Annotated in this window: 15 protein-coding genes; all 15 read right to left on the bottom strand. The window is 69.5% G+C overall.

Going from position 1 to position 17,039, the window contains the following annotated elements; translation table 11 throughout:
- Nucleotides 1-105: 105 nt before the first annotated feature.
- The 15 genes from ACFYP3_RS07990 to ACFYP3_RS07920 all read right to left on the bottom strand — a co-directional run bounded on the left by ACFYP3_RS07990 (nt 106) and on the right by ACFYP3_RS07920 (nt 16,877).
- Nucleotides 106-1,953 carry a hypothetical protein gene (locus ACFYP3_RS07990; protein ID WP_388828532.1) on the bottom strand — a complete coding sequence of 616 codons (1,848 nt, stop codon included), beginning with the start codon at nt 1,951-1,953 and terminating at the stop codon, nt 106-108.
- A gap of 358 nt (nt 1,954-2,311) precedes the next feature.
- Nucleotides 2,312-2,695 (bottom strand): DUF6113 family protein, encoded by a 384-nt coding sequence (locus tag ACFYP3_RS07985; RefSeq protein WP_388828529.1) that lies wholly within the window; start codon nt 2,693-2,695, stop codon nt 2,312-2,314.
- Entirely contained in the window at nt 2,692-3,588 is an 897-nt protein-coding gene (mshB, locus tag ACFYP3_RS07980) for an N-acetyl-1-D-myo-inositol-2-amino-2-deoxy-alpha-D-glucopyranoside deacetylase (protein ID WP_388828526.1), read from the bottom strand. The genes ACFYP3_RS07985 and mshB overlap by 4 nt, the downstream gene beginning before the upstream one ends.
- 23 nt (nt 3,589-3,611) lie before the next feature.
- Nucleotides 3,612-3,806 (bottom strand): hypothetical protein, encoded by a 195-nt coding sequence (locus tag ACFYP3_RS07975; protein ID WP_030012369.1) that lies wholly within the window; start codon nt 3,804-3,806, stop codon nt 3,612-3,614.
- A gap of 402 nt (nt 3,807-4,208) precedes the next feature.
- Nucleotides 4,209-5,252: an ABC transporter ATP-binding protein gene (locus tag ACFYP3_RS07970; RefSeq protein WP_388828522.1), complete on the bottom strand. Its 1,044-nt coding sequence runs from the start codon at nt 5,250-5,252 to the stop codon at nt 4,209-4,211.
- Nucleotides 5,245-6,219, bottom strand: a complete 975-nt coding sequence (locus ACFYP3_RS07965) for an ABC transporter ATP-binding protein (protein ID WP_388828519.1) — start codon at nt 6,217-6,219, stop codon at nt 5,245-5,247. The genes ACFYP3_RS07970 and ACFYP3_RS07965 overlap by 8 nt, the downstream gene beginning before the upstream one ends.
- Before the next feature lie 12 nt (nt 6,220-6,231).
- The gene (locus tag ACFYP3_RS07960; RefSeq protein ID WP_388828516.1) at nt 6,232-7,269 is read right to left on the bottom strand and encodes an ABC transporter permease; all 1,038 of its coding nucleotides are present in this window, start codon (nt 7,267-7,269) and stop codon (nt 6,232-6,234) included.
- A complete protein-coding gene (locus tag ACFYP3_RS07955; RefSeq protein WP_388828513.1) occupies nt 7,262-8,185 on the bottom strand; it encodes an ABC transporter permease in 924 nt (307 codons plus the stop codon). The genes ACFYP3_RS07960 and ACFYP3_RS07955 overlap by 8 nt, the downstream gene beginning before the upstream one ends.
- 31 nt (nt 8,186-8,216) lie before the next feature.
- Nucleotides 8,217-9,848 carry an ABC transporter substrate-binding protein gene (locus ACFYP3_RS07950; RefSeq protein WP_388828510.1) on the bottom strand — a complete coding sequence of 544 codons (1,632 nt, stop codon included), beginning with the start codon at nt 9,846-9,848 and terminating at the stop codon, nt 8,217-8,219.
- Nucleotides 9,849-9,954: 106 nt separating this feature from the next.
- The gene (locus tag ACFYP3_RS07945; RefSeq protein ID WP_388828507.1) at nt 9,955-10,881 is read right to left on the bottom strand and encodes a GNAT family N-acetyltransferase; all 927 of its coding nucleotides are present in this window, start codon (nt 10,879-10,881) and stop codon (nt 9,955-9,957) included.
- A 123-nt stretch (nt 10,882-11,004) separates the two neighbouring features.
- Entirely contained in the window at nt 11,005-12,057 is a 1,053-nt protein-coding gene (locus ACFYP3_RS07940; protein WP_030713754.1) for an ABC transporter ATP-binding protein, read from the bottom strand.
- On the bottom strand, nt 12,050-13,141 hold the full coding sequence (locus ACFYP3_RS07935) for an ABC transporter ATP-binding protein (protein ID WP_388828504.1): 1,092 nt from the start codon (nt 13,139-13,141) through the stop codon (nt 12,050-12,052). The genes ACFYP3_RS07940 and ACFYP3_RS07935 overlap by 8 nt, the downstream gene beginning before the upstream one ends.
- 9 nt (nt 13,142-13,150) lie before the next feature.
- A complete protein-coding gene (locus ACFYP3_RS07930) occupies nt 13,151-14,074 on the bottom strand; it encodes an ABC transporter permease (protein WP_388828501.1) in 924 nt (307 codons plus the stop codon).
- A gap of 23 nt (nt 14,075-14,097) precedes the next feature.
- Entirely contained in the window at nt 14,098-14,964 is an 867-nt protein-coding gene (locus ACFYP3_RS07925) for an ABC transporter permease (protein ID WP_234323603.1), read from the bottom strand.
- A gap of 257 nt (nt 14,965-15,221) precedes the next feature.
- On the bottom strand, nt 15,222-16,877 hold the full coding sequence (locus ACFYP3_RS07920; protein ID WP_388828498.1) for an ABC transporter substrate-binding protein: 1,656 nt from the start codon (nt 16,875-16,877) through the stop codon (nt 15,222-15,224).
- Between the last annotated feature and the right edge of the window lie 162 nt (nt 16,878-17,039).

Below are 17,039 nucleotides of genomic sequence, written 5' to 3'. Positions count from 1 at the left end.
GCAGTGCCGGGCGTCGTGTGTGCCGCATGACGGATGTCATGCGGCGGACATGACAGTGCCCCCGCCCGGGGGCGGGGGCACTGGTCTGTCGTGACGCGGCGCGGGCTAGCTCGCGTTGGTCTCGATGACGGCGGTCCGCTCGGCGGTGGTCTTGCCGCGCAGGGCCTTGCCGAGGGCGCCGGCGACGTCCTGCGGGGTGACCGCCGTCTTGGCTCCGGTGCCGCGGGTGATCAGGACCCCGTCGAAGGTGTTCCCGTAGACCTCCTTGAGCGCCTCCAGGTCGAACTTCTCCGTGAGGCGGCCGTCGACGGCCTGCATGCTGAGGAACTTCGGCAGGGACTTGGAGCCGAAGGGGAGGGACTTGCCGCCCGCCTTGACCGTGGCGATGGCGGACATCGCGGGCTCCGCGAACTCCTTCATCGCCCGGTCCAGTTCGGCCTGGTTGACGGTCGGTTCCTTGGTGGTGGTCGGCAGTTCGGTCACGGCCGCCTTGCCGGTGGCGACCTGGTCGCGGAAGGCCTTGGTGACCAGGTCGACGGAGCCGTCCACGTCCAGGGTGGTGCCGGGCTTGCCGGGGACGGCGACGGCCTTGCCGGTGTCGAAGGTGATCGTGCCCTCGGTGGCCGAGCCGGCGGTGCCCGCGAGCTCTTGGAGCGCGACCTGGAGCTTCTCCTCGTCGACCGGCATCACGGGGTCGGCGACGCGCTCGTTGCCCAGGAGGGAGCCGATGACCGTGACGGGGTTGTAGTCGCTGCCGGCCGCGTTGCGGACGGTGGTCTGGCCGTCGAGGGTCAGCCCGGCCTTCTCGGGCTTCAGCTCGACCTGCTTGCCGCCGACGCTGAGCTGGATCGGGGTGGAGGCGCGGGTGCCGAAGGCCGTCTGGAGCTTGGCCACGGCCTCGTCGCGGCTGCCGCCGATGTCGACGCCGAGGACGGTGGTGCCCTTGGGGACGTCGGAGTGGTTCAGGAGCAGCCCGGCGCCGTAGGCCACGCCGATCAGCGCCACGACGGCGCCGCCGAGCAGGACCAGCTTGGAGCGGCCCTTCTTGGCGGGCTTGGCGGTGTCCTTCTGCTGTGCGGGCGCCGGGCGCGGGGCGGCCGGTGCCGGCGCCGGTACGGGGGTCGGCGCCGGTGTGTCCAGCTCGGGGCCGGGCCAGCTCGCCTCCTCCTCGACGCGGGGGCCGCCGCCGGGGCCGCCGACCGGGCCGGAGCCGAAGCCGGGGCCGCCGGTGGGTCCGGCGGGCTGACTGCCGTAGACCGGGAAGGCCTCGGTGACGGGGCCGCCGTCGCCCTGCTCGCTCCCGTACACCGGGAAGCCCTGGGTGGACCCGACGCCGGGGCCGCCGGGCATCGGGGCGGCGGGCGCGGGCGGCTGGGCGTAGCCGGTGCCGTAGTCGGCGACGGGCGGCGGCGGGGTGCGCGGCGGCGCGTAGGCGCTGTCCGGCGCCGGCGGGGTCTGGGTCCGCGGCGGGGGCGCGTAGCCGCCGCCCGGCACGGGCGGAGGCGGCGTCGGGCCGGGCGCGGTGCGGGGCACGGGCCGCTGCGCGAGCGGCGGCGGGGCGGACGCGGCCGGCGGCGTCTGCGCGGCGGCGGGCGGCGGCGAGGCCGCGGGGGCGGCGCCCGCCGGCTTGCGGGGGGCGAACCAGTTGCTGGTGGCCGACTCCTCGGCTTCGGCCGGGCGCTGGGCCGGGGCCGGCCGGGCCTGCTCCGGCTCCCGTTCGGCCTCGATCCGCGTCGGCTGCGGCCGCTGCGCGGGCGCGGGCTTCGGCTCGCGCGGCTGCTCCGGACCCGGCTCGGGCGCGGTGGCGGCCGGGCCGGAATTGGTGCCCATCGACTTGCGCACGACCACCGGCGGGATCGGCCGGGAACCCGGGATGTTGATCCGGATCCGGGTCGTCAGGGTGGTCTCGGTCTTGGGCCCGTCGGATTCGGGCGTGGACGGCTTCGAGGTCACAGGGTTCTCCTCCGGAGCGGTCGACGCGCCAGGTCCGGACGGCACGGTCGTGGACGGGTGCTGGCCGGTTCCGTACGGCGGCGTCCCCGAGGGGTATGCGGCTCCCCCGTGCCCCTTGGGCCCGGAGGACGAACTGTCGGTTTCACGACTCAAGGCAGGTTCTCCCGGTTGGCTCCGCCGCCCGTCATACCGTGCGCGGGCAGCTCGGCGGCCCGTCCACCATACTGGCCGCCGCCCGCACGCAACTGACGGCCGGGATTCAGGGGTTCCGCTCAGCGCCCGTCAAACCCCCCTGAACCGGCCCCGCAGACCCCTCGCGCGGCCCCGCGCCGATCTCCCTACGAGGTCCGACACCACGTCACTTGGCAGAGCGCGCGGCCGAAACCGGCCGGTCCAGCGGACCGCGCATCGTGGCACACATCACAGCCAGCACCGTTCCACCCAAAAGGTAGGCGTACATGGCGATTCCGGACGAACTGAGGAGGAAGTCCCCCTCGGGGCGCGGAACGCTGAGCAGCACGTACCCGAGGAACCAGCCGGCCGCGGCCCCGCCCACGCCGAGGCCGGTGCCGAGGGCGATCCGCCCCCCGAGGAAGAGTCCGAAGAGTGCCGCCAGGGCGAGCAGCAGCCCGCCGGGGAACCACAGGTCCACCACCAGCCAGCCGGCCGCGCCGGTCAGCGCGCCCGCGAGCAGCAGGCCGAGGGCGCCGGCGATCCGGCCCACCGTCAGGCGGCCGGTCACGCCGGCACCCCCGCGAAGAGGTCGTGCTCGCGCGTCCCCTCCGGTACGCCCGGCCGGCCCTCGACCAGTTCGTAGTACTCGCGGGTGAACAGCGGCTGCGCCAGGTCGTTGGAGAGGGCGAAGAAGGGCCCGTCCACGGCGATCTGGGTGGCGTGGGCCCGCATGGCGGCCGCCTTCGCCGCGGCGAAGGCCTCCTCGGCCCCGATCTCGGCCGTGATCCGCTCGTCGGCCACGACCCCCGGCACGTCCTCGGGCGAGCCGAGTCCCGGGAAGGGGTTGTCGGCTCCGGCGGCGCGCAGGCGGGCGAAGCCCTCCTCGACGACGGAGAGCGGTACGCGGTTCCAGTAGATCTTCCCGACCGCGTGCGGGTCGCCGAGGTCGCGCCGGTAGGCGGCCTCCGAGGCCAGTTCGGCGGCGCGCATGGCGACCCGGTGGGCCTGGATGTGGTCCGGGTGACCGTAGCCGCCGTCCGGGTCGTACGTCACGAGCACCTGCGGGCGGAGCTCGCGGATCACCTCCACGAGGTACGCGGCCGCCTCGTCCACGTCTGCGGACCAGAAGGCCCCCGGGCGGTGGTTCTGCGGGGCGCCCATCATCCCGGAGTCCCGGTAGCGGCCGGGGCCGCCGAGGAACCGGTGGTCGTGGACGCCCAGCTCGGCCATGGCGGCGGCGAGTTCGCCGACGCGGTGGGCGCCGAGGGTGTCGTCGCGGTCGGCCGCCAGGTGGGCGAGGGCGGGCGGGATGACCTCGCCCTCCTCGCCGAGGGTGCAGGTCACCAACGCGACGTGGGCGCCCTCGGCCGCGTACTTGGCCATGGTGACGCCGTTGTTGATCGACTCGTCGTCCGGGTGCGCGTGCACGAGGAGCAGACGACGGGCGGGAAGACCGTTCATGGGCCTAGCCTACGAGGCACGGCTCAGAACTTGAGGCCACTGATCATGCTCGCCACGTTCGAGGTGAGCTGGCTCAGGGTCGGGGCGATGGTGGAGCTCGCCAGATAGAAGCCGAGCAGGACGCAGACGACCGCGTGTCCCGCCTTCAGGCCGGCCCTCCGGACCAGCAGGAAGACGATGATCGCCAGCAGCACCACGGCGGAGATCGAGAGTGCCACGGCGTTTCACCTCCACGTCGAGCGGACATCGGTACGCGCATCAGCGCTCGGCGAGAGTCATACCCACCGTGCGCTACGGATCATAACTATCCGTGCCAGCGCATCGATCGAAATCCGGCAGCACGAGGGGCGCATGGCGCGCACGGGCGGGGTCACGGGGAGGTCGGCCGGGGCGGTCGTACGCCTCCCCGGCCGACTGTCGGCACCCGCACGGCCGCACGCCACCCAGGCTGCATGCCCCAGATCTCGGGGCAGAAACGGTCAAGTTGCCCCCGTGTAAACCACGTTGGGAGGCGGTGTTCACACCCCCACCTCCTACCCCGTGGGTGGCTGGAAATGATCGGTCGGCGAGGGGTCCGTCCCACGGACAGGACAGGGCGGCACGCGCCCGGAAGAGACGGCCTAGCCCTGCGTGTCCTGCGGCGGCGTCTGCGGCACCACCTGTTTCTCCGCCGCGAAGTGACACGCCGAGGGGTGGGCCGCCGGGCCCGAGGGGAAGACCTGTGGCACCGCGAGCAGCGGAACCTCCGCCGCGCAGCGCGGCTCGGCCTTCCAGCAGCGGGTGCGGAAGGGACAGCCCGAGGGCGGGTTGGCCGGGGACGGCACGTCGCCGGAGAGGATGATCCGCTCCCGGTGGGCGCGGGCCTGCGGGTCGGGCACGGGAACGGCCGAAAGCAGGGCCTGGGTGTACGGGTGCGTCGGGTGGTCGTAGATCTGGCTGTCGGTGCCGATCTCCACGATCCGGCCCAGGTACATGACGCCCACCCGGTCCGAGATGTGCCGCACGATCGACAGGTCGTGCGCGATGAAGACGTAGGACAGGCTGAAGTCCTTCTGGAGGCGGTCCAGGAGGTTGATCACCTGCGCCTGCACGGAGACGTCGAGCGCGGAGACCGGCTCGTCGGCCACGATGATCTCGGGCTGGAGCGCGAGGCCGCGGGCGATGCCGATGCGCTGGCGCTGACCGCCGGAGAACTGGTGCGGGTAGCGGTTGATGTACTCCGGGTTCAGGCCGACCACGTCGAGGAGGTCCTGGACCTTCTGCCGGCGCGAGCCCTTGGGGGCCACCTCGGGGTGGATCTCGTAGGGCTCGCCGATGATGTCGCCGACCGTCATGCGCGGGTTCAGCGAGGTGTACGGGTCCTGGAACACCATCTGGATGTTGCGGCGGACGGCCTTCAGAGCGCGGCCGGACAGCCGGGTGAGGTCCTCGCCCTTGTAGAGGATCGAACCCGCCGTCGGCCGCTCCAGGTGGACCAGCATCTTGGCCACGGTCGACTTCCCGCAGCCGGACTCTCCGACGATGCCCAGCGTCTCGCCGGCGCGCAGATCGAAGGAGACCCCGTCGACGGCCTTGACCGCGCCGACCTGTTTGCGGAAGACGATGCCCTGGGTCAGCGGGTAGTGCTTGACGAGGTCCTTCACTTCCAGAAGCGACTCAGCCATGGAGGCACTCCTTCCAGAAGAAGCACGCGCTGGTCCGCTCCTCGGCGACCCGCGCCAGCGGCGGGATCTCGGCCCGGCAGACGGCCTGCGCCATCGGACAGCGGGGGTTGAAGGCGCAGCCGGGCGGGATGGCCAGCAGGTTCGGCGGCAGGCCCTTGATGGCGTACAGCTCCTGCCCCTTCTGGTCCAGGCGCGGGATGGAGTCCAGCAGTCCGCGCGTGTACGGGTGCGCGGGCGCCTTGTAGATCTCGTGGACGGGGGCCGCCTCGACGATGCGGCCCGCGTACATGACGGCGATCTTGTCGGCCACGTCGGCGACCACGCCCAGGTCGTGGGTGATCAGGATGAGGCCCATGTGCAGCTCGCGCTGCAGCTCGGCCAGCAGGTCCATCACCTGCGCCTGGACGGTCACGTCCAGGGCCGTCGTCGGCTCGTCCGCGATGATCAGCGAGGGCTCCAGGGCCAGCGCCATGGCGATCATGATGCGCTGGCGCATGCCGCCGGAGAACTGGTGCGGGAAGTCCCCCACCCGCTGCTTCGCCGCCGGGATCCGCACCCGGTCCATGAGCTCGACGGCCTTTGCCTTGGCGTCCTTGCGGGACATCCCGCGGTGGACCTCGTACATCTCGCCGAGCTGCTTGCCCACGCTGAGGACCGGGTTCAGCGAGGAGAGGGCGTCCTGGAAGATCATCGCCATGTCGGCGCCGCGGATCCTGCGCCGCTCCTCCTCCTTCATCGTGAGGAGGTCCTTGCCCTTGAAGAGGATCTCGCCGCCCGCGATCCGGCCCGGTGGCATGTCGAGGATCCCCATCACGGCCTGGGCGGTCACCGACTTGCCGGAGCCCGACTCGCCGAGCACGGCGAGCGTCTCGCCCTCGTCCACCGAGTAGTCGACGCCGTTGACCGCCTTCGCGACTCCGTCGCGCGTCTTGAATTCCACGTGCAGGTCGCGGACTTCGAGCAGCATGTGCGGGGCTCCTCAGCGCAGCTTGGGGTCGAGGGCGTCGCGCACCGCGTCGCCGAGCATGATGAAGGCGAGCACCGTGATGCTCAGCGCGCCCGCCGGCCAGAGGAGCATGTGCGGGGCGTTGCGGATCTGCGAGGCGGCGTTGGAGATGTCGATGCCCCACGAGACGGTGGGCGGGCGCAGGCCGACGCCGAGGAAGGACAGGGTGGCCTCCAGCGCGATGTACGTGCCGAGCGCGATGGTGGCGACGACGATGACGGGGGCGACGGCGTTGGGCGCCACGTGGCGCAGCAGCATCCGGCCGTTGCCGGCGCCGAGGGCCCGGGCGGCCTGGACGTAGTCGTTCTGTTTGGCGGTGATCACCGAGCCGCGGGCGATGCGGGCGACCTGGGGCCAGCCGAGGAGCACGATGAAGCCGACCACGGGCCACACGGTGGTGCTGGTGACGACGGACAGGAAGACCAGGCCGCCGAGGACCACCGGGATGCCGAAGAAGATGTCGGCGACCCGGGAGAGCAGCGCGTCGCCCCAGCCGCCGAAGAAGCCGGCGAGCCCGCCGAGGGCCGAGCCGAACAGGGCGGCGCCGAGGGTGGCGCAGACGCCCACGGTGATGGAGGCGCGGGCCCCGTACACCGTGCGGGTGTAGACGTCGCAGCCCTGCGTGTCGTAGCCGAAGGGGTGGCCCGGGGAGGATCCCTGCTGCGATTTGGACAGGTCGCACTGGAGGGGGTCGCCGCTCGCGATGAGCTGCGGCCAGATGGAGATGACCACGAGGAAGAGGATCAGCAGCGAGGAGAGGACGAAGACGGGGTTGCGGCGCAGCTGGTGCCAGGCGTCCGACCACAGCGAGCGGGCCTTCTCGGTGGGTCCGGGGCCGGTGGGCCCGGCGGTCTTCTCGATGCCCTCGACGCTCTCGGCTTCCTCCAGCGCGAGATCCATGGGTCCTCCCTGGCCGGTGGGGGAGATCGCCTCGTGCCGGCGGGGGCCGACGGGGTCGTATCCGCCGGGGCCCTCGGCGCGCTCGGGGGGCTCTGGCTCGGGCTCAGGCATAACGGATCCTCGGGTCCAGGACCGCGTAGAGCAGGTCGACGAGCAGGTTCGCCAGCAGGAAGACGATGACGAGGATGGTCACGAAGCCGACGACGGTGGGCGAGTTGTTGCGCAGGATGCCCTGGTAGAGCTGGTAGCCGACGCCGTGGATGTTGAAGATCCGCTCGGTGACGATGGCGCCGCCCATCAGGGCGCCGATGTCGGTGCCGATGAAGGTGACCACCGGGATCAGCGAGTTGCGCAGCAGGTGGCGGGTGACGACCCGGTGGCGGGGCAGGCCCTTGGCGGTGGCCGTGCGCACGTAGTCGGCCTTGACGTTCTCGGCGATGGAGGTGCGCGACAGCCGGGTGACGTAGGCGAGGGAGACCAGCGCGAGGACGATGCCGGGCAGGATCAGCTCGTCGAGGGGGGCGTCCGGGGAGACGGTGGGCCGTACCCAGCCCCATTTGACGCCGAAGAGGTACTGGAGCAGGTAGCCCGTCACGAAGGTGGGTACGGAGATGACCACGAGCGTGGCCACGAGCACGGAGGTGTCGACGGTCCTGCCGCGGCGCAGCCCGCTGAGCACGCCGAGGGTGATGCCGATGACGACCTCGAAGAAGATCGCGACCAGGGTCAGGCGCAGGGTGACGGGGAAGGCGGTGGCCATCAGCTCGGTGACGGACTGGCCGTTGAAGGCCGTGCCGAAGTCGCCCTGGAAGATCTGGCCCATGTAGTGGAGGTACTGCTTCCACAGGGGCTGGTCGAGGTAGAGGTCCTTGCGGATGCGGGCGGCGGTCGCGGGGTCGGGGGCCTTGTCGCCGAAGAGGGCCGCGACCGGGTCGCCGAGCGCGTACACCATGACGAAGATCAGGAACGTGCTGCCGATGAACACGGGGATCATCTGGAGCAGCCGCCGGATCACATAACGTCCCATGGACTGCTCCAGGATCGATCCGAAACGCGGGTCAGCCGACCTTGATCTGGTCGTACACGGGGACGCTGAACTGGTTGAGCGACACGTCCGAGAGGCGCTCGGCGTAGCCCGCGCTGCCGTTCTGGTACCAGAGCGGGATGGCCGGCATCTGCTCGGCGAGGATCTTCTCGGAGTCCTGGAACTTCGCGACGGCCTTGGCCGGGTCGCTCTCCTGGTTGGCCTCGTCGACGAGCTTGTCGAAGTCCGGGTTGCTGAACTTCCCGTAGTTGGAGGACGCGCCCGTGTAGTAGAGCGGCTGGAGGAAGTTCTGGATCAGCGGGTAGTCGGCCTGCCAGCCGGACCGGAAGGGGCCCGTCAGCTTGAAGGCGCTCTGCTGGTTGCGGAAGTCGGCGAAGGTGCCGACCGGGTTGACCGTGCACACCGGGCCCTCGCCCAGGGCGTTGTTGACGCTGTTGCAGACGGCGTCCATCCAGTCGCGGTGCGAGCCGGTGTCCACGTTGGAGGTCAGCGTGACCTTGCCGCCGGGGAGCCCGCCGCCCTCCTGGATGAGCTTCTTTGCTTCGGCCGGGTCGTAGGCGCAGGCGTCGCCGCAGACCGTGGCGGAGAAGCCGCCCTTCGCGCCGAGCGCCGGCGAGGTCCAGTCCTTGGCGGGGGTGCGGGTCTCGCGGAAGATCTGCTTGGTGATCTCGTCGCGGTTGATCGCCCGGGAGATGCCCTGGCGGACCTTCTCCATGCCCGGCTTGTTCCACTGCGCGTCGTACAGCGGGAAGGTGAGGGTCTGGATGATGAGCGCGGGCTGGTTGATGTACCGGTCGCCGAGGTCGTTCTTGACGTTCTTCAGCTGCTGCGCCGGGATGTCGTCGACGAGGTCGAGGTTGCCGGAGATCAGGTCGGTGTAGGCGGTGTTGTTGTCGGTGTAGACCTTCAGGTCCACGCCGCCGTTCTGCGCCTTGTCCGCGCCGGGGTACGCGTCCCACTTGCGCAGCTTCATCCCGGTGCCCTTGGTGTACGAGTCCACCGTGTACGGGCCGTTGCCGACGGGCTTGTTCAGCCAGCCGGTGTGGTCGGTGAAGAAGGCCTTGGGCAGCGGTGAGAAGGCCTGGTAGCCCAGGGTCTCGGGCCAGGTGGAGAACTTGTTCTTGAGGGCGACGGTGAAGGTCTTGGCGTCCTTCACCACCAGGCCGGACATCGTCTTCGCCTTCGGCTCCCCGGAGGCCGGGTGCACGTCCTGGTAGCCGACGATGTCGGAGAAGAACGGCGCGTTGTTCTGCTTGTTGCGCACGTCCGCGCCGTAGTTCCAGGCGTCCACGAAGGACTGCGAGGTGACCGGCTCGTCGTTGCTGAACTTCCAGCCGTCCTTGAGGGTGATCGTGAAGTTCTGGCTGTCCGTCGTCTCGATCTTCTCGGCGAGCATGTTGTTCGCCTCGCCGGTCTTCGGGTCGTAGCGCTTGAGACCCCGGAACAGCATGTCGAGGACCTTGCCGCCCTGCACCTCGTTGGTGTTGGCGGGCTCCAGCGGGTTCTGCGGGTCACCCCACGAGGAGCTGACGACCCCCGCGTCGCCCCCGCCCCCACCGCTGTCGCTTCCACCGCCGCAGGCCGTCGCCGCGAGGGCGACGGCCACCGCACATGCGGCCCACTTGGCGTGGGTGGCTCCGCGCATGGAGTGCCTCCTCTGGGTCCCAGACTCACTTAGGGGCCAATGTCACCCTATGTGGGGTCCCGCACACTCCTCGTTGGACCGATTGCACCCGCGCGTCTCGCCCCTGTCACCCCTGCGAGTGCAACGAAAGCTCCCAGGAGTCGACCGCGTAGTGCAGGCCCATGCCGTGCGCCTCGTAGAGCCCGAGCGCGCCCGTCTCGTTGTGGGTGTCCACGCCGAGGCCGATGGTGTCGCGGCCGCGGGCGGCGTAGGCCGCGAAGCAGTGGCGCAGCAGGAAGCCGCCGAGGCCGCGGCCGCGCAGTTCCTTGGCGACGCCGATGTGGCCGACCCAGGCCATGCTGGTGCGGTCGTCGCGGGTGAGCAGGACGGCCGCGTCGCCGTGGCCGGGCAGGCTCGCGATCCAGACCAGGGACCAGTCGAGGCGGCGGCCGTCGATGTGGTCGAGCCAGCTCTCGTACGGGCGGTCCACATGGCCGAAGTGCGCCGCGAAGGTCTCCTCGATCAGGGCGTGGGCCCGGCGGCGGTCGGCCTCGTCGTCGGCGCAGTGGCGCAGGGTGAGCCCGGCCGGAACCGCCGGCGGGAGGTCGGCGGCCCGCGACAGGGAGCGGGTCATGACCTGGTAGCGGCGGATGGTGCGGTAGCCGCGCCCGGTGAGGTGGGAGAGGTCGAGGGTGGGCTCCACGTTGAGCTGGAGCCGCAGGACGCCGGAACCGGCGGTCAGCTCCCGGGCCCTGGCCTCCATGCGCTCCAGCAGCAGGACGGCGGCCTCGTCGTGGCCGGGCAGGACGTAGTGGTCGCCGTCGACGCGGCCCGGACCGGAGTCCGCCCAGACGAGGGCGTAGGCCACGAGCCGGCCGTCCTCGAAGGCGAGCCAGGAGTCGGTGGCCAGGTCGACGTCGGGGGCGTTGAGGTCGGATTCGACGGTGCCCAGGTCGGTTTCCGGGCGGCCGATCTCGATCATGTCGACGGCGTTGAGGAGGCCGCAGATGTCGGCCGCGTCCCCGGGCCCGGCGGGCCGTACGGTGAGGGTCATTGCCTCACTCTCCGGGCCGCGCTCCCGGCGCCGCAACCGGGTTTCCGGGACCCGTGCGGAAACGGCCGGTCCCCGGTGCTCGAAGCACCGGGGACCGGCCGTGACGTACGGGTCCGTCGGAGGTCAGACGGCCAGGATGGCCTTCTCCTCCGCGAAGTGGCACGCCGACTCGTGCGCGGCCGGGCCGGTCTGGCCCTTGAAGCGCTCCGGGATCGCCAGCAGCGGCTCCTCGGTGGAGCACTTGTCCTGGGCCTTCCAGCAGCGGGTGCGGAAGCGGCAGCCCGACGGCGGGTTGGCCGGCGACGGGACGTCACCGGTCAGGATGATGCGCTCGCGGCCCTCGCGGGCCTCCGGGTCGGGGACCGGGACGGCGGAGAGCAGCGCCTGGGTGTACGGGTGCGTCGGGTGCTCGTAGATCTGGGCGTCGGAGCCGATCTCGGCCATCTTGCCCAGGTACATGACGCCGACGCGGTCCGAGATGTGCCGGACGATCGACAGGTCGTGCGCGATGAAGAGGTAGGAGAGGTTGAACTCGTCCTGGAGCTTCTCCATCAGGTTGATGACCTGCGCCTGCACCGACACGTCGAGCGCGGAGACCGGCTCGTCGCAGATGATGATCTCGGGCTGCAGGGCCAGGCCGCGGGCGATGCCGATGCGCTGGCGCTGACCGCCGGAGAACTGGTGCGGGTACCGGTTGATGTACTCCGGGTTCAGACCCACGACGTCCAGGAGCTCCTGGACCTTGCGGCGCCGGTCGCCCTTGGGAGCCACCTCGGGGTGGATCTCGTAGGGCTCGCCGATGATGTCGCCGACCGTCATGCGCGGGTTCAGCGAGGTGTACGGGTCCTGGAACACCATCTGGATGTTGCGGCGGACGGCCTTGAGGGCCTTGCCGGACAGCCGGCTGATGTCCTCGCCCTTGTAGAGCACCTGGCCGGAGGTGGCCCGCTCCAGGTTCATCAGGAGCTTGGCGACCGTGGACTTGCCACAGCCGGACTCGCCGACGATGCCGAGGGTCTCGCCCTTGTACAGGTCGAAGGAGATCCCGTCGACCGCCTTGACCGCGCCGACCTGCTTCTTGAACAGGATGCCCTGGGTCAGCGGGAAGTGCTTGACCAGGTTGCGGACCTGGAGGATCGGCTCGCGCTCGGTGGCGTTCTTGGTGAGCTCAGCCATGGATCTGCTCCTTCCAGAAGTGGCACGCGCTGCCGCGGCCCGGCAGTTCGGTGCCGTCCTGCTCGGTGACCGGGTGCAGTACGGGGATCTCCGTACGGCAGATGTCCTGCGCCTTGGGACAGCGGGGGCTGAAGGCGCAGCCCGTCGGGATGCGGAGCAGGTTGGGCGGCAGACCCTTGATCGCGTAGAGCTCCTGGCCCTTCTGGTCCAGGCGCGGGATCGAGTCGAGCAGGCCGCGGGTGTACGGGTGGGACGGACGCTTGTAGATCTCGTGGACCGGAGCGGTCTCGACGATCCGGCCGGCGTACATGACGGCGATCTTGTCCGCGACGTCGGCGACGACGCCGAGGTCGTGGGTGATCAGGATCAGGCCCATGTTCATCTCGCGCTGGAGCTCCGCGAGCAGGTCCATGACCTGCGCCTGGACCGTCACGTCGAGGGCCGTGGTGGGCTCGTCGGCGATGATCAGGTCGGGCTCCAGGGCCAGCGCCATGGCGATCATGATGCGCTGGCGCATACCGCCGGAGAACTGGTGCGGGTAGTCGCCCACGCGCGCCTTGGCGGCGGGGATCTTCACCCGGTCCATGAGCTCGATGGCCTTGACCTTCGAGTCCTTCTTGGACATGCCGCGGTGGACCCGGAACATCTCGCCGAGCTGGTCGCCCACCGAGTAGACCGGGTTCAGGGAGGACAGCGCGTCCTGGAAGATCATCGCCATCTTGTTGCCGCGGAGCTTGCGGCGCTCCTCGTCGGACATCTTGAGGATGTCCTTGCCGTGGAAGCGCACCTCGCCGCCGGCGATCCGTCCGGGCGGGCTGTCGAGAATGCCCATGATCGCCTGTGCGGTGACGGACTTGCCGGAGCCGGACTCGCCGAGCACGGCGAGGGTCTCGCCGGCGTCGACGCTGTAGCTCACGCCGTTGACGGCCTTGGCGACCCCGTCACGGGTCTTGAACTCGACCTGGAGGTTGTCCACCTCCAGCAGCGGTACGGCGGACCCGCCGCCCGTCTCCGCAACGCTGAGAATCTCCGACGTCGTCACGCCGCCACCTTCGTCCTGCTTGCTGATGTTGTCTCGGGGCATCGGGCGGCCCTACCGGAGCTTCGGGTCGAGCGCGTCACGCAGGCCGTCGCCGACGAAGGCGAAGCCGAGCACGGTGACGACGACGAACAGGCTGGGGAAGTACCACAGGTAGTCGTTGACGCCGATGAAGCCCTGGCCGGCCGCCAGCATGTTGCCCCACTCGGGAACGTCCACGGGGACACCGGCTCCGAGGAAGGACAGCGCTGCCACACCGACGATCGTCGTGCCGACGTTGAAGGTCGCGTAGACCAGAACGGCGGTCAGCGAGTTCGGCAGGATGTGCGTGCGGACGACCCGCCAGCCGCCGGCGCCGAGCGCCTTGGCCGCGTGGACGTAGTCCATCTCGCGCACCGACAGGATCGAGCTGCGCAGGAGCCTGGACACGGTGGCCCAGGAGAAGATGGCCAGCGAGATGACCACCGGGGTGATGCCGCGCCCGGTGACCAGGATGATGACGACGGCACCGATCATCAGCGGGAACGCGAGGAACACGTCCGCGACGCGCATGACCAGCGTGTCGGCGAAGCCGGCGAAGTAACCGGCGATGGCGCCGAGGGCGACACCGATCAGCACCGCGAAGAAGATCGAGGCGAGGCCGACGAACATGGCGACGCGGGTGCCGGCGATGAGGCGCGAGAACATGTCGCGGCCCAGGGCGTCGGTGCCCATCCAGTGGGTGCCGTTGGGCGAGGCGAGGGTGTTCTCCAGGTCCTGGGCGCCCGGGTCGAACGGGGCGACCATGTCGCCGAATATCGCCGTCAGGAACAGCAAGGAGATGATCACGAGACCGACGACGGCCAGCTTGTTCTGGACGTAGCGGTGCCGGATCTCGCCCCACTGGCTCAGTTGCTTGGGTGCGGGTTCGGCCGGGGCCGAAGCGGACGACACGGGGTTCTCGTCCCCGATCGCCGGGCTCGTTGCGAGCTCAGACATGAGGAAATCCTCCTTGGGGGCGGTCAGCTGAGGCGGATACGCGGGTCGAGGGCCGCGTACAGCAGGTCCACGATGAGGCTGAGGACGACGAAGATCGCGACGCTGTAGGTCACGACACCGATGACGATCGGGTTGTTCTGCTGCTGAATCGCCTGAACCAGTGCCAGACCGACACCGTCCCAGTTGAAGATCGCCTCAGTGATGAGCGCACCACCGAGGAGTCCGCCGAACGAAATACCCAGGTACGTGACCACGGGGATGGACGAGTTGCGCAGCACGTGCTTGAACAGCACGCGGCGTCGCGGAAGTCCCTTGGCCACGGCCGTCTTCACGTAGTCCGCGCGCAGCACTTCCAGCATCGTGCCGCGGGTGAGGCGGGCGACGAAGGCGATGTCGGTGATGGCGAGGGTGATGGCGGGAAGGACCATGCCTTCGAGCTTGTCTCCGCCGAGCTGTGGGAACCACTGGAGGTCCACGGCGAAGAACTTCATGAGCAGCATGCCGATCACGAAGGTGGGGAAACCGACGGCCATCGTCGTAAAGAATGTCGTGGCCATGTCGAGAATGCTGTATCTGTAGAGCGCGGCGATGATGCCGACGCCCATACCGAACACGGTGACGAGCACGATGGCCAGGATGGCCAGCTTCGCCGTGTTCTGAAGCTTGGGGCCGAGGATCTCGGAAACCTCGCGGCGCTGCACGAAGTCCTCGCCGAGGTCGCCGGTGGCAACCTTCGCGACGTAGTTGACGTACTGCTCGGGCAACGACTTGTCGAGCCCGTAACGCGCCTTGAGTTCCGCGACCACTGCGGGGTCACGTGCCTTGTCGCTGCCCGCGATCGAACCCACGGGATCGCCGGGGAGTACGAACAGACACGCGAACAGAACCATGGTCGCGCCTATGAGGACTATGACCATCTGCCCGAGGCGACGGGCGACGTACCTTCCCATGTTTTGCCTCTCTACCTGGCCGCTTCTGGGAGCAGCGGCCTCCAGCCCAAGGAACGGGCCGGCTCTCGGCGTGCGGGGATTGCCCGCGGATGTGAGGGGTGCCGAAGTGAAAACGGCCTGCCGAGCGGGGCCGCGGCCCACCGGTCACCCGGGGGCCGCGGCACGTTCGCTCCTGACGGATATACCGTCCGAACCGATTACTTCTTGACAGAGATCTTCTCGAGGATCGGGTCCTCGTTGAAGTTGATGTCGTCCAGACCGTTGAACTTGTCCGTCGCCATCAGGCGGAACTGGGAACGGTTGAAGGTCGGGATGAGCGCCATGTCGTCCAGGGCCATCTTCTCGGCCTGCTTGTACATCGCGATGCGAGCGGCCTCGTCCTTGGTGGCGCGGGCCGTGTCGATCAGCTTGTCGAACTCGGGGTTGTTGTAACGGACGCGGTTGTCACCGGTCACGTTGCCCTCGGCGTCCTTGTTCATCGAGGCCGAGTGCAGCAGCGGGAACAGGAAGTTCTCCGGGGTCGGGTAGTCCGCGCCCCACGCGAAGCGGTAGACGCCGGTGGCGGCGGAACCCTGCTGCTCCTTGAGCATGCCCGGGAAGTCCTTGCCGTCCAGCTTGACCTTGACGCCGAGGACGTCCTCGAGCTGCTTCGCGATGGCCTGGACCCACTCTTCGTGGCCCGCACCGGTGTTGAAGCTGAACTTGATCTCGGTACCCGGCTTCAGGCCGCCCTTCTCGGCGTACTCCTTCGCCTTGGCGACGTCCTGCTTGATGCAGGAGACGCAGAGGTCCTTCTGGTACGCCTTCGGGAACGCCGGCGGCACGATGGTGGTCGACGGGGTCTGGTAGCCCTGGAAGACACCCTTGGCGATGGCCTGACGGTCGATCGCGTAGGAGATCGCCAGACGGGCGTCCTTGTTGTTCGTCGGACCGTTGTCACCGATCGGCAGAACGAAGTTCATGCCGTTCGTGTCCTTGGCGAACCACTTGTTCTGCGGCTTGTACTTCGCCTCGGCCGTCTTGAGCATCGGCGTCGGGATGTGCGCGTAGTCGAAGGTGCCGGCCTGGAAGCCGTCGTACTCGAGCTGCTGCGCGGTCTTGTCGTTGAGGAGCGTGACCTGGACCTTCGCCAGGGAGGCCTTGGTCAGCGAGTAGTCGTCGTTGCGGACGAGGTTGATCGCCTTGTTGTGCTCCCAGGTGCCGTCCATCTTGAACGGACCGTTACCGATGGGGGCCTCGCCGAACGCCTTGTCCTCTTCGCCGACCTTGGCGGCCTTCGGAACCGGGCTGTAGGCGTTGTGCGCCGTCTTCAGGACGAACTCGCAGTCCGCCTTGGACAGGTCCACCTTGATGGTGTTCGGGTCCGGGGTGGTGACACCGGAGAAGGTCTTGGCGGAGCCGTCCTGCAGCTCGGCGTAACCCTTGATGCCGGCGAAGTGGTACGCCACGTCGGACGCAGCGGCCTTGTGCGCGGCACGGGCCCAACCACGGGCGAACGCCTCGGCGTCCACGACCTCGCCGTTGGAGAACTTGGTGTCGGGCTTGATCTTGAAGGTCCAGGAGGTGCAACCCTCGTCCGACGTCGCCGACTCGGCGAGCGCGGGCTCGGCCAGGCCGTCCGGCGTGTTGCCGTACAGGCCGGTGAACAGCGCGTTGGCGAGCAGGATACCGGTGGACTCGTGGGCACGCCCCGGGTCGATGGTGTCCGGCTCGGTGCTGCCCATCCGGAACACGCCGCCATTGGCAGCGTTGCCCTTGTCCTTGCTGTCACCGTCACCGCCGCCACAGGCGGTAGCGGCCAGGGCGACGACAACCGCGCCCACGACCCACTTGGCGCTCTTGGCACCGCGCATGGGTTTCCTCCTCATGAGTCCACTGATCGACTTGAGGGGCAAAAAAACCTCGCCGACACCCCTGACGGCGAGCGAATTCCTGCCCATAGTGTGCTCGTGAGTCGGCGCGCTCCCCACAGCGCGTGACCCATTGACCCGAGCTCAATGGAGCCATCCTCAGGG

The organism is Streptomyces sp. NPDC005533 (assembly GCF_042871845.1).
Classification (GTDB): Bacteria; Actinomycetota; Actinomycetes; order Streptomycetales; family Streptomycetaceae; genus Streptomyces.
The sequence above is the reverse complement of the archived record's forward strand: the minus strand, read 5'-3'. Positions and strand labels throughout refer to the sequence as shown.

Coding starts and splice junctions, on each gene's coding strand:
- mshB (WP_388828526.1), bottom strand. CDS start 3,588: ATGAACGGTCTTCCCGCCCGTCGTCTGCTCCTCGTGCACGCGCACCCG.
- ACFYP3_RS07970 (WP_388828522.1), bottom strand. CDS start 5,252: ATGGCTGAGTCGCTTCTGGAAGTGAAGGACCTCGTCAAGCACTACCCG.
- ACFYP3_RS07965 (WP_388828519.1), bottom strand. CDS start 6,219: ATGCTGCTCGAAGTCCGCGACCTGCACGTGGAATTCAAGACGCGCGAC.
- ACFYP3_RS07960 (WP_388828516.1), bottom strand. CDS start 7,269: ATGCCTGAGCCCGAGCCAGAGCCCCCCGAGCGCGCCGAGGGCCCCGGC.
- ACFYP3_RS07955 (WP_388828513.1), bottom strand. CDS start 8,185: ATGGGACGTTATGTGATCCGGCGGCTGCTCCAGATGATCCCCGTGTTC.
- ACFYP3_RS07950 (WP_388828510.1), bottom strand. CDS start 9,848: ATGCGCGGAGCCACCCACGCCAAGTGGGCCGCATGTGCGGTGGCCGTC.
- ACFYP3_RS07945 (WP_388828507.1), bottom strand. CDS start 10,881: ATGACCCTCACCGTACGGCCCGCCGGGCCCGGGGACGCGGCCGACATC.
- ACFYP3_RS07940 (WP_030713754.1), bottom strand. CDS start 12,057: ATGGCTGAGCTCACCAAGAACGCCACCGAGCGCGAGCCGATCCTCCAG.
- ACFYP3_RS07935 (WP_388828504.1), bottom strand. CDS start 13,141: ATGCCCCGAGACAACATCAGCAAGCAGGACGAAGGTGGCGGCGTGACG.
- ACFYP3_RS07930 (WP_388828501.1), bottom strand. CDS start 14,074: ATGTCTGAGCTCGCAACGAGCCCGGCGATCGGGGACGAGAACCCCGTG.
- ACFYP3_RS07925 (WP_234323603.1), bottom strand. CDS start 14,964: ATGGTTCTGTTCGCGTGTCTGTTCGTACTCCCCGGCGATCCCGTGGGT.
- ACFYP3_RS07920 (WP_388828498.1), bottom strand. CDS start 16,877: ATGCGCGGTGCCAAGAGCGCCAAGTGGGTCGTGGGCGCGGTTGTCGTC.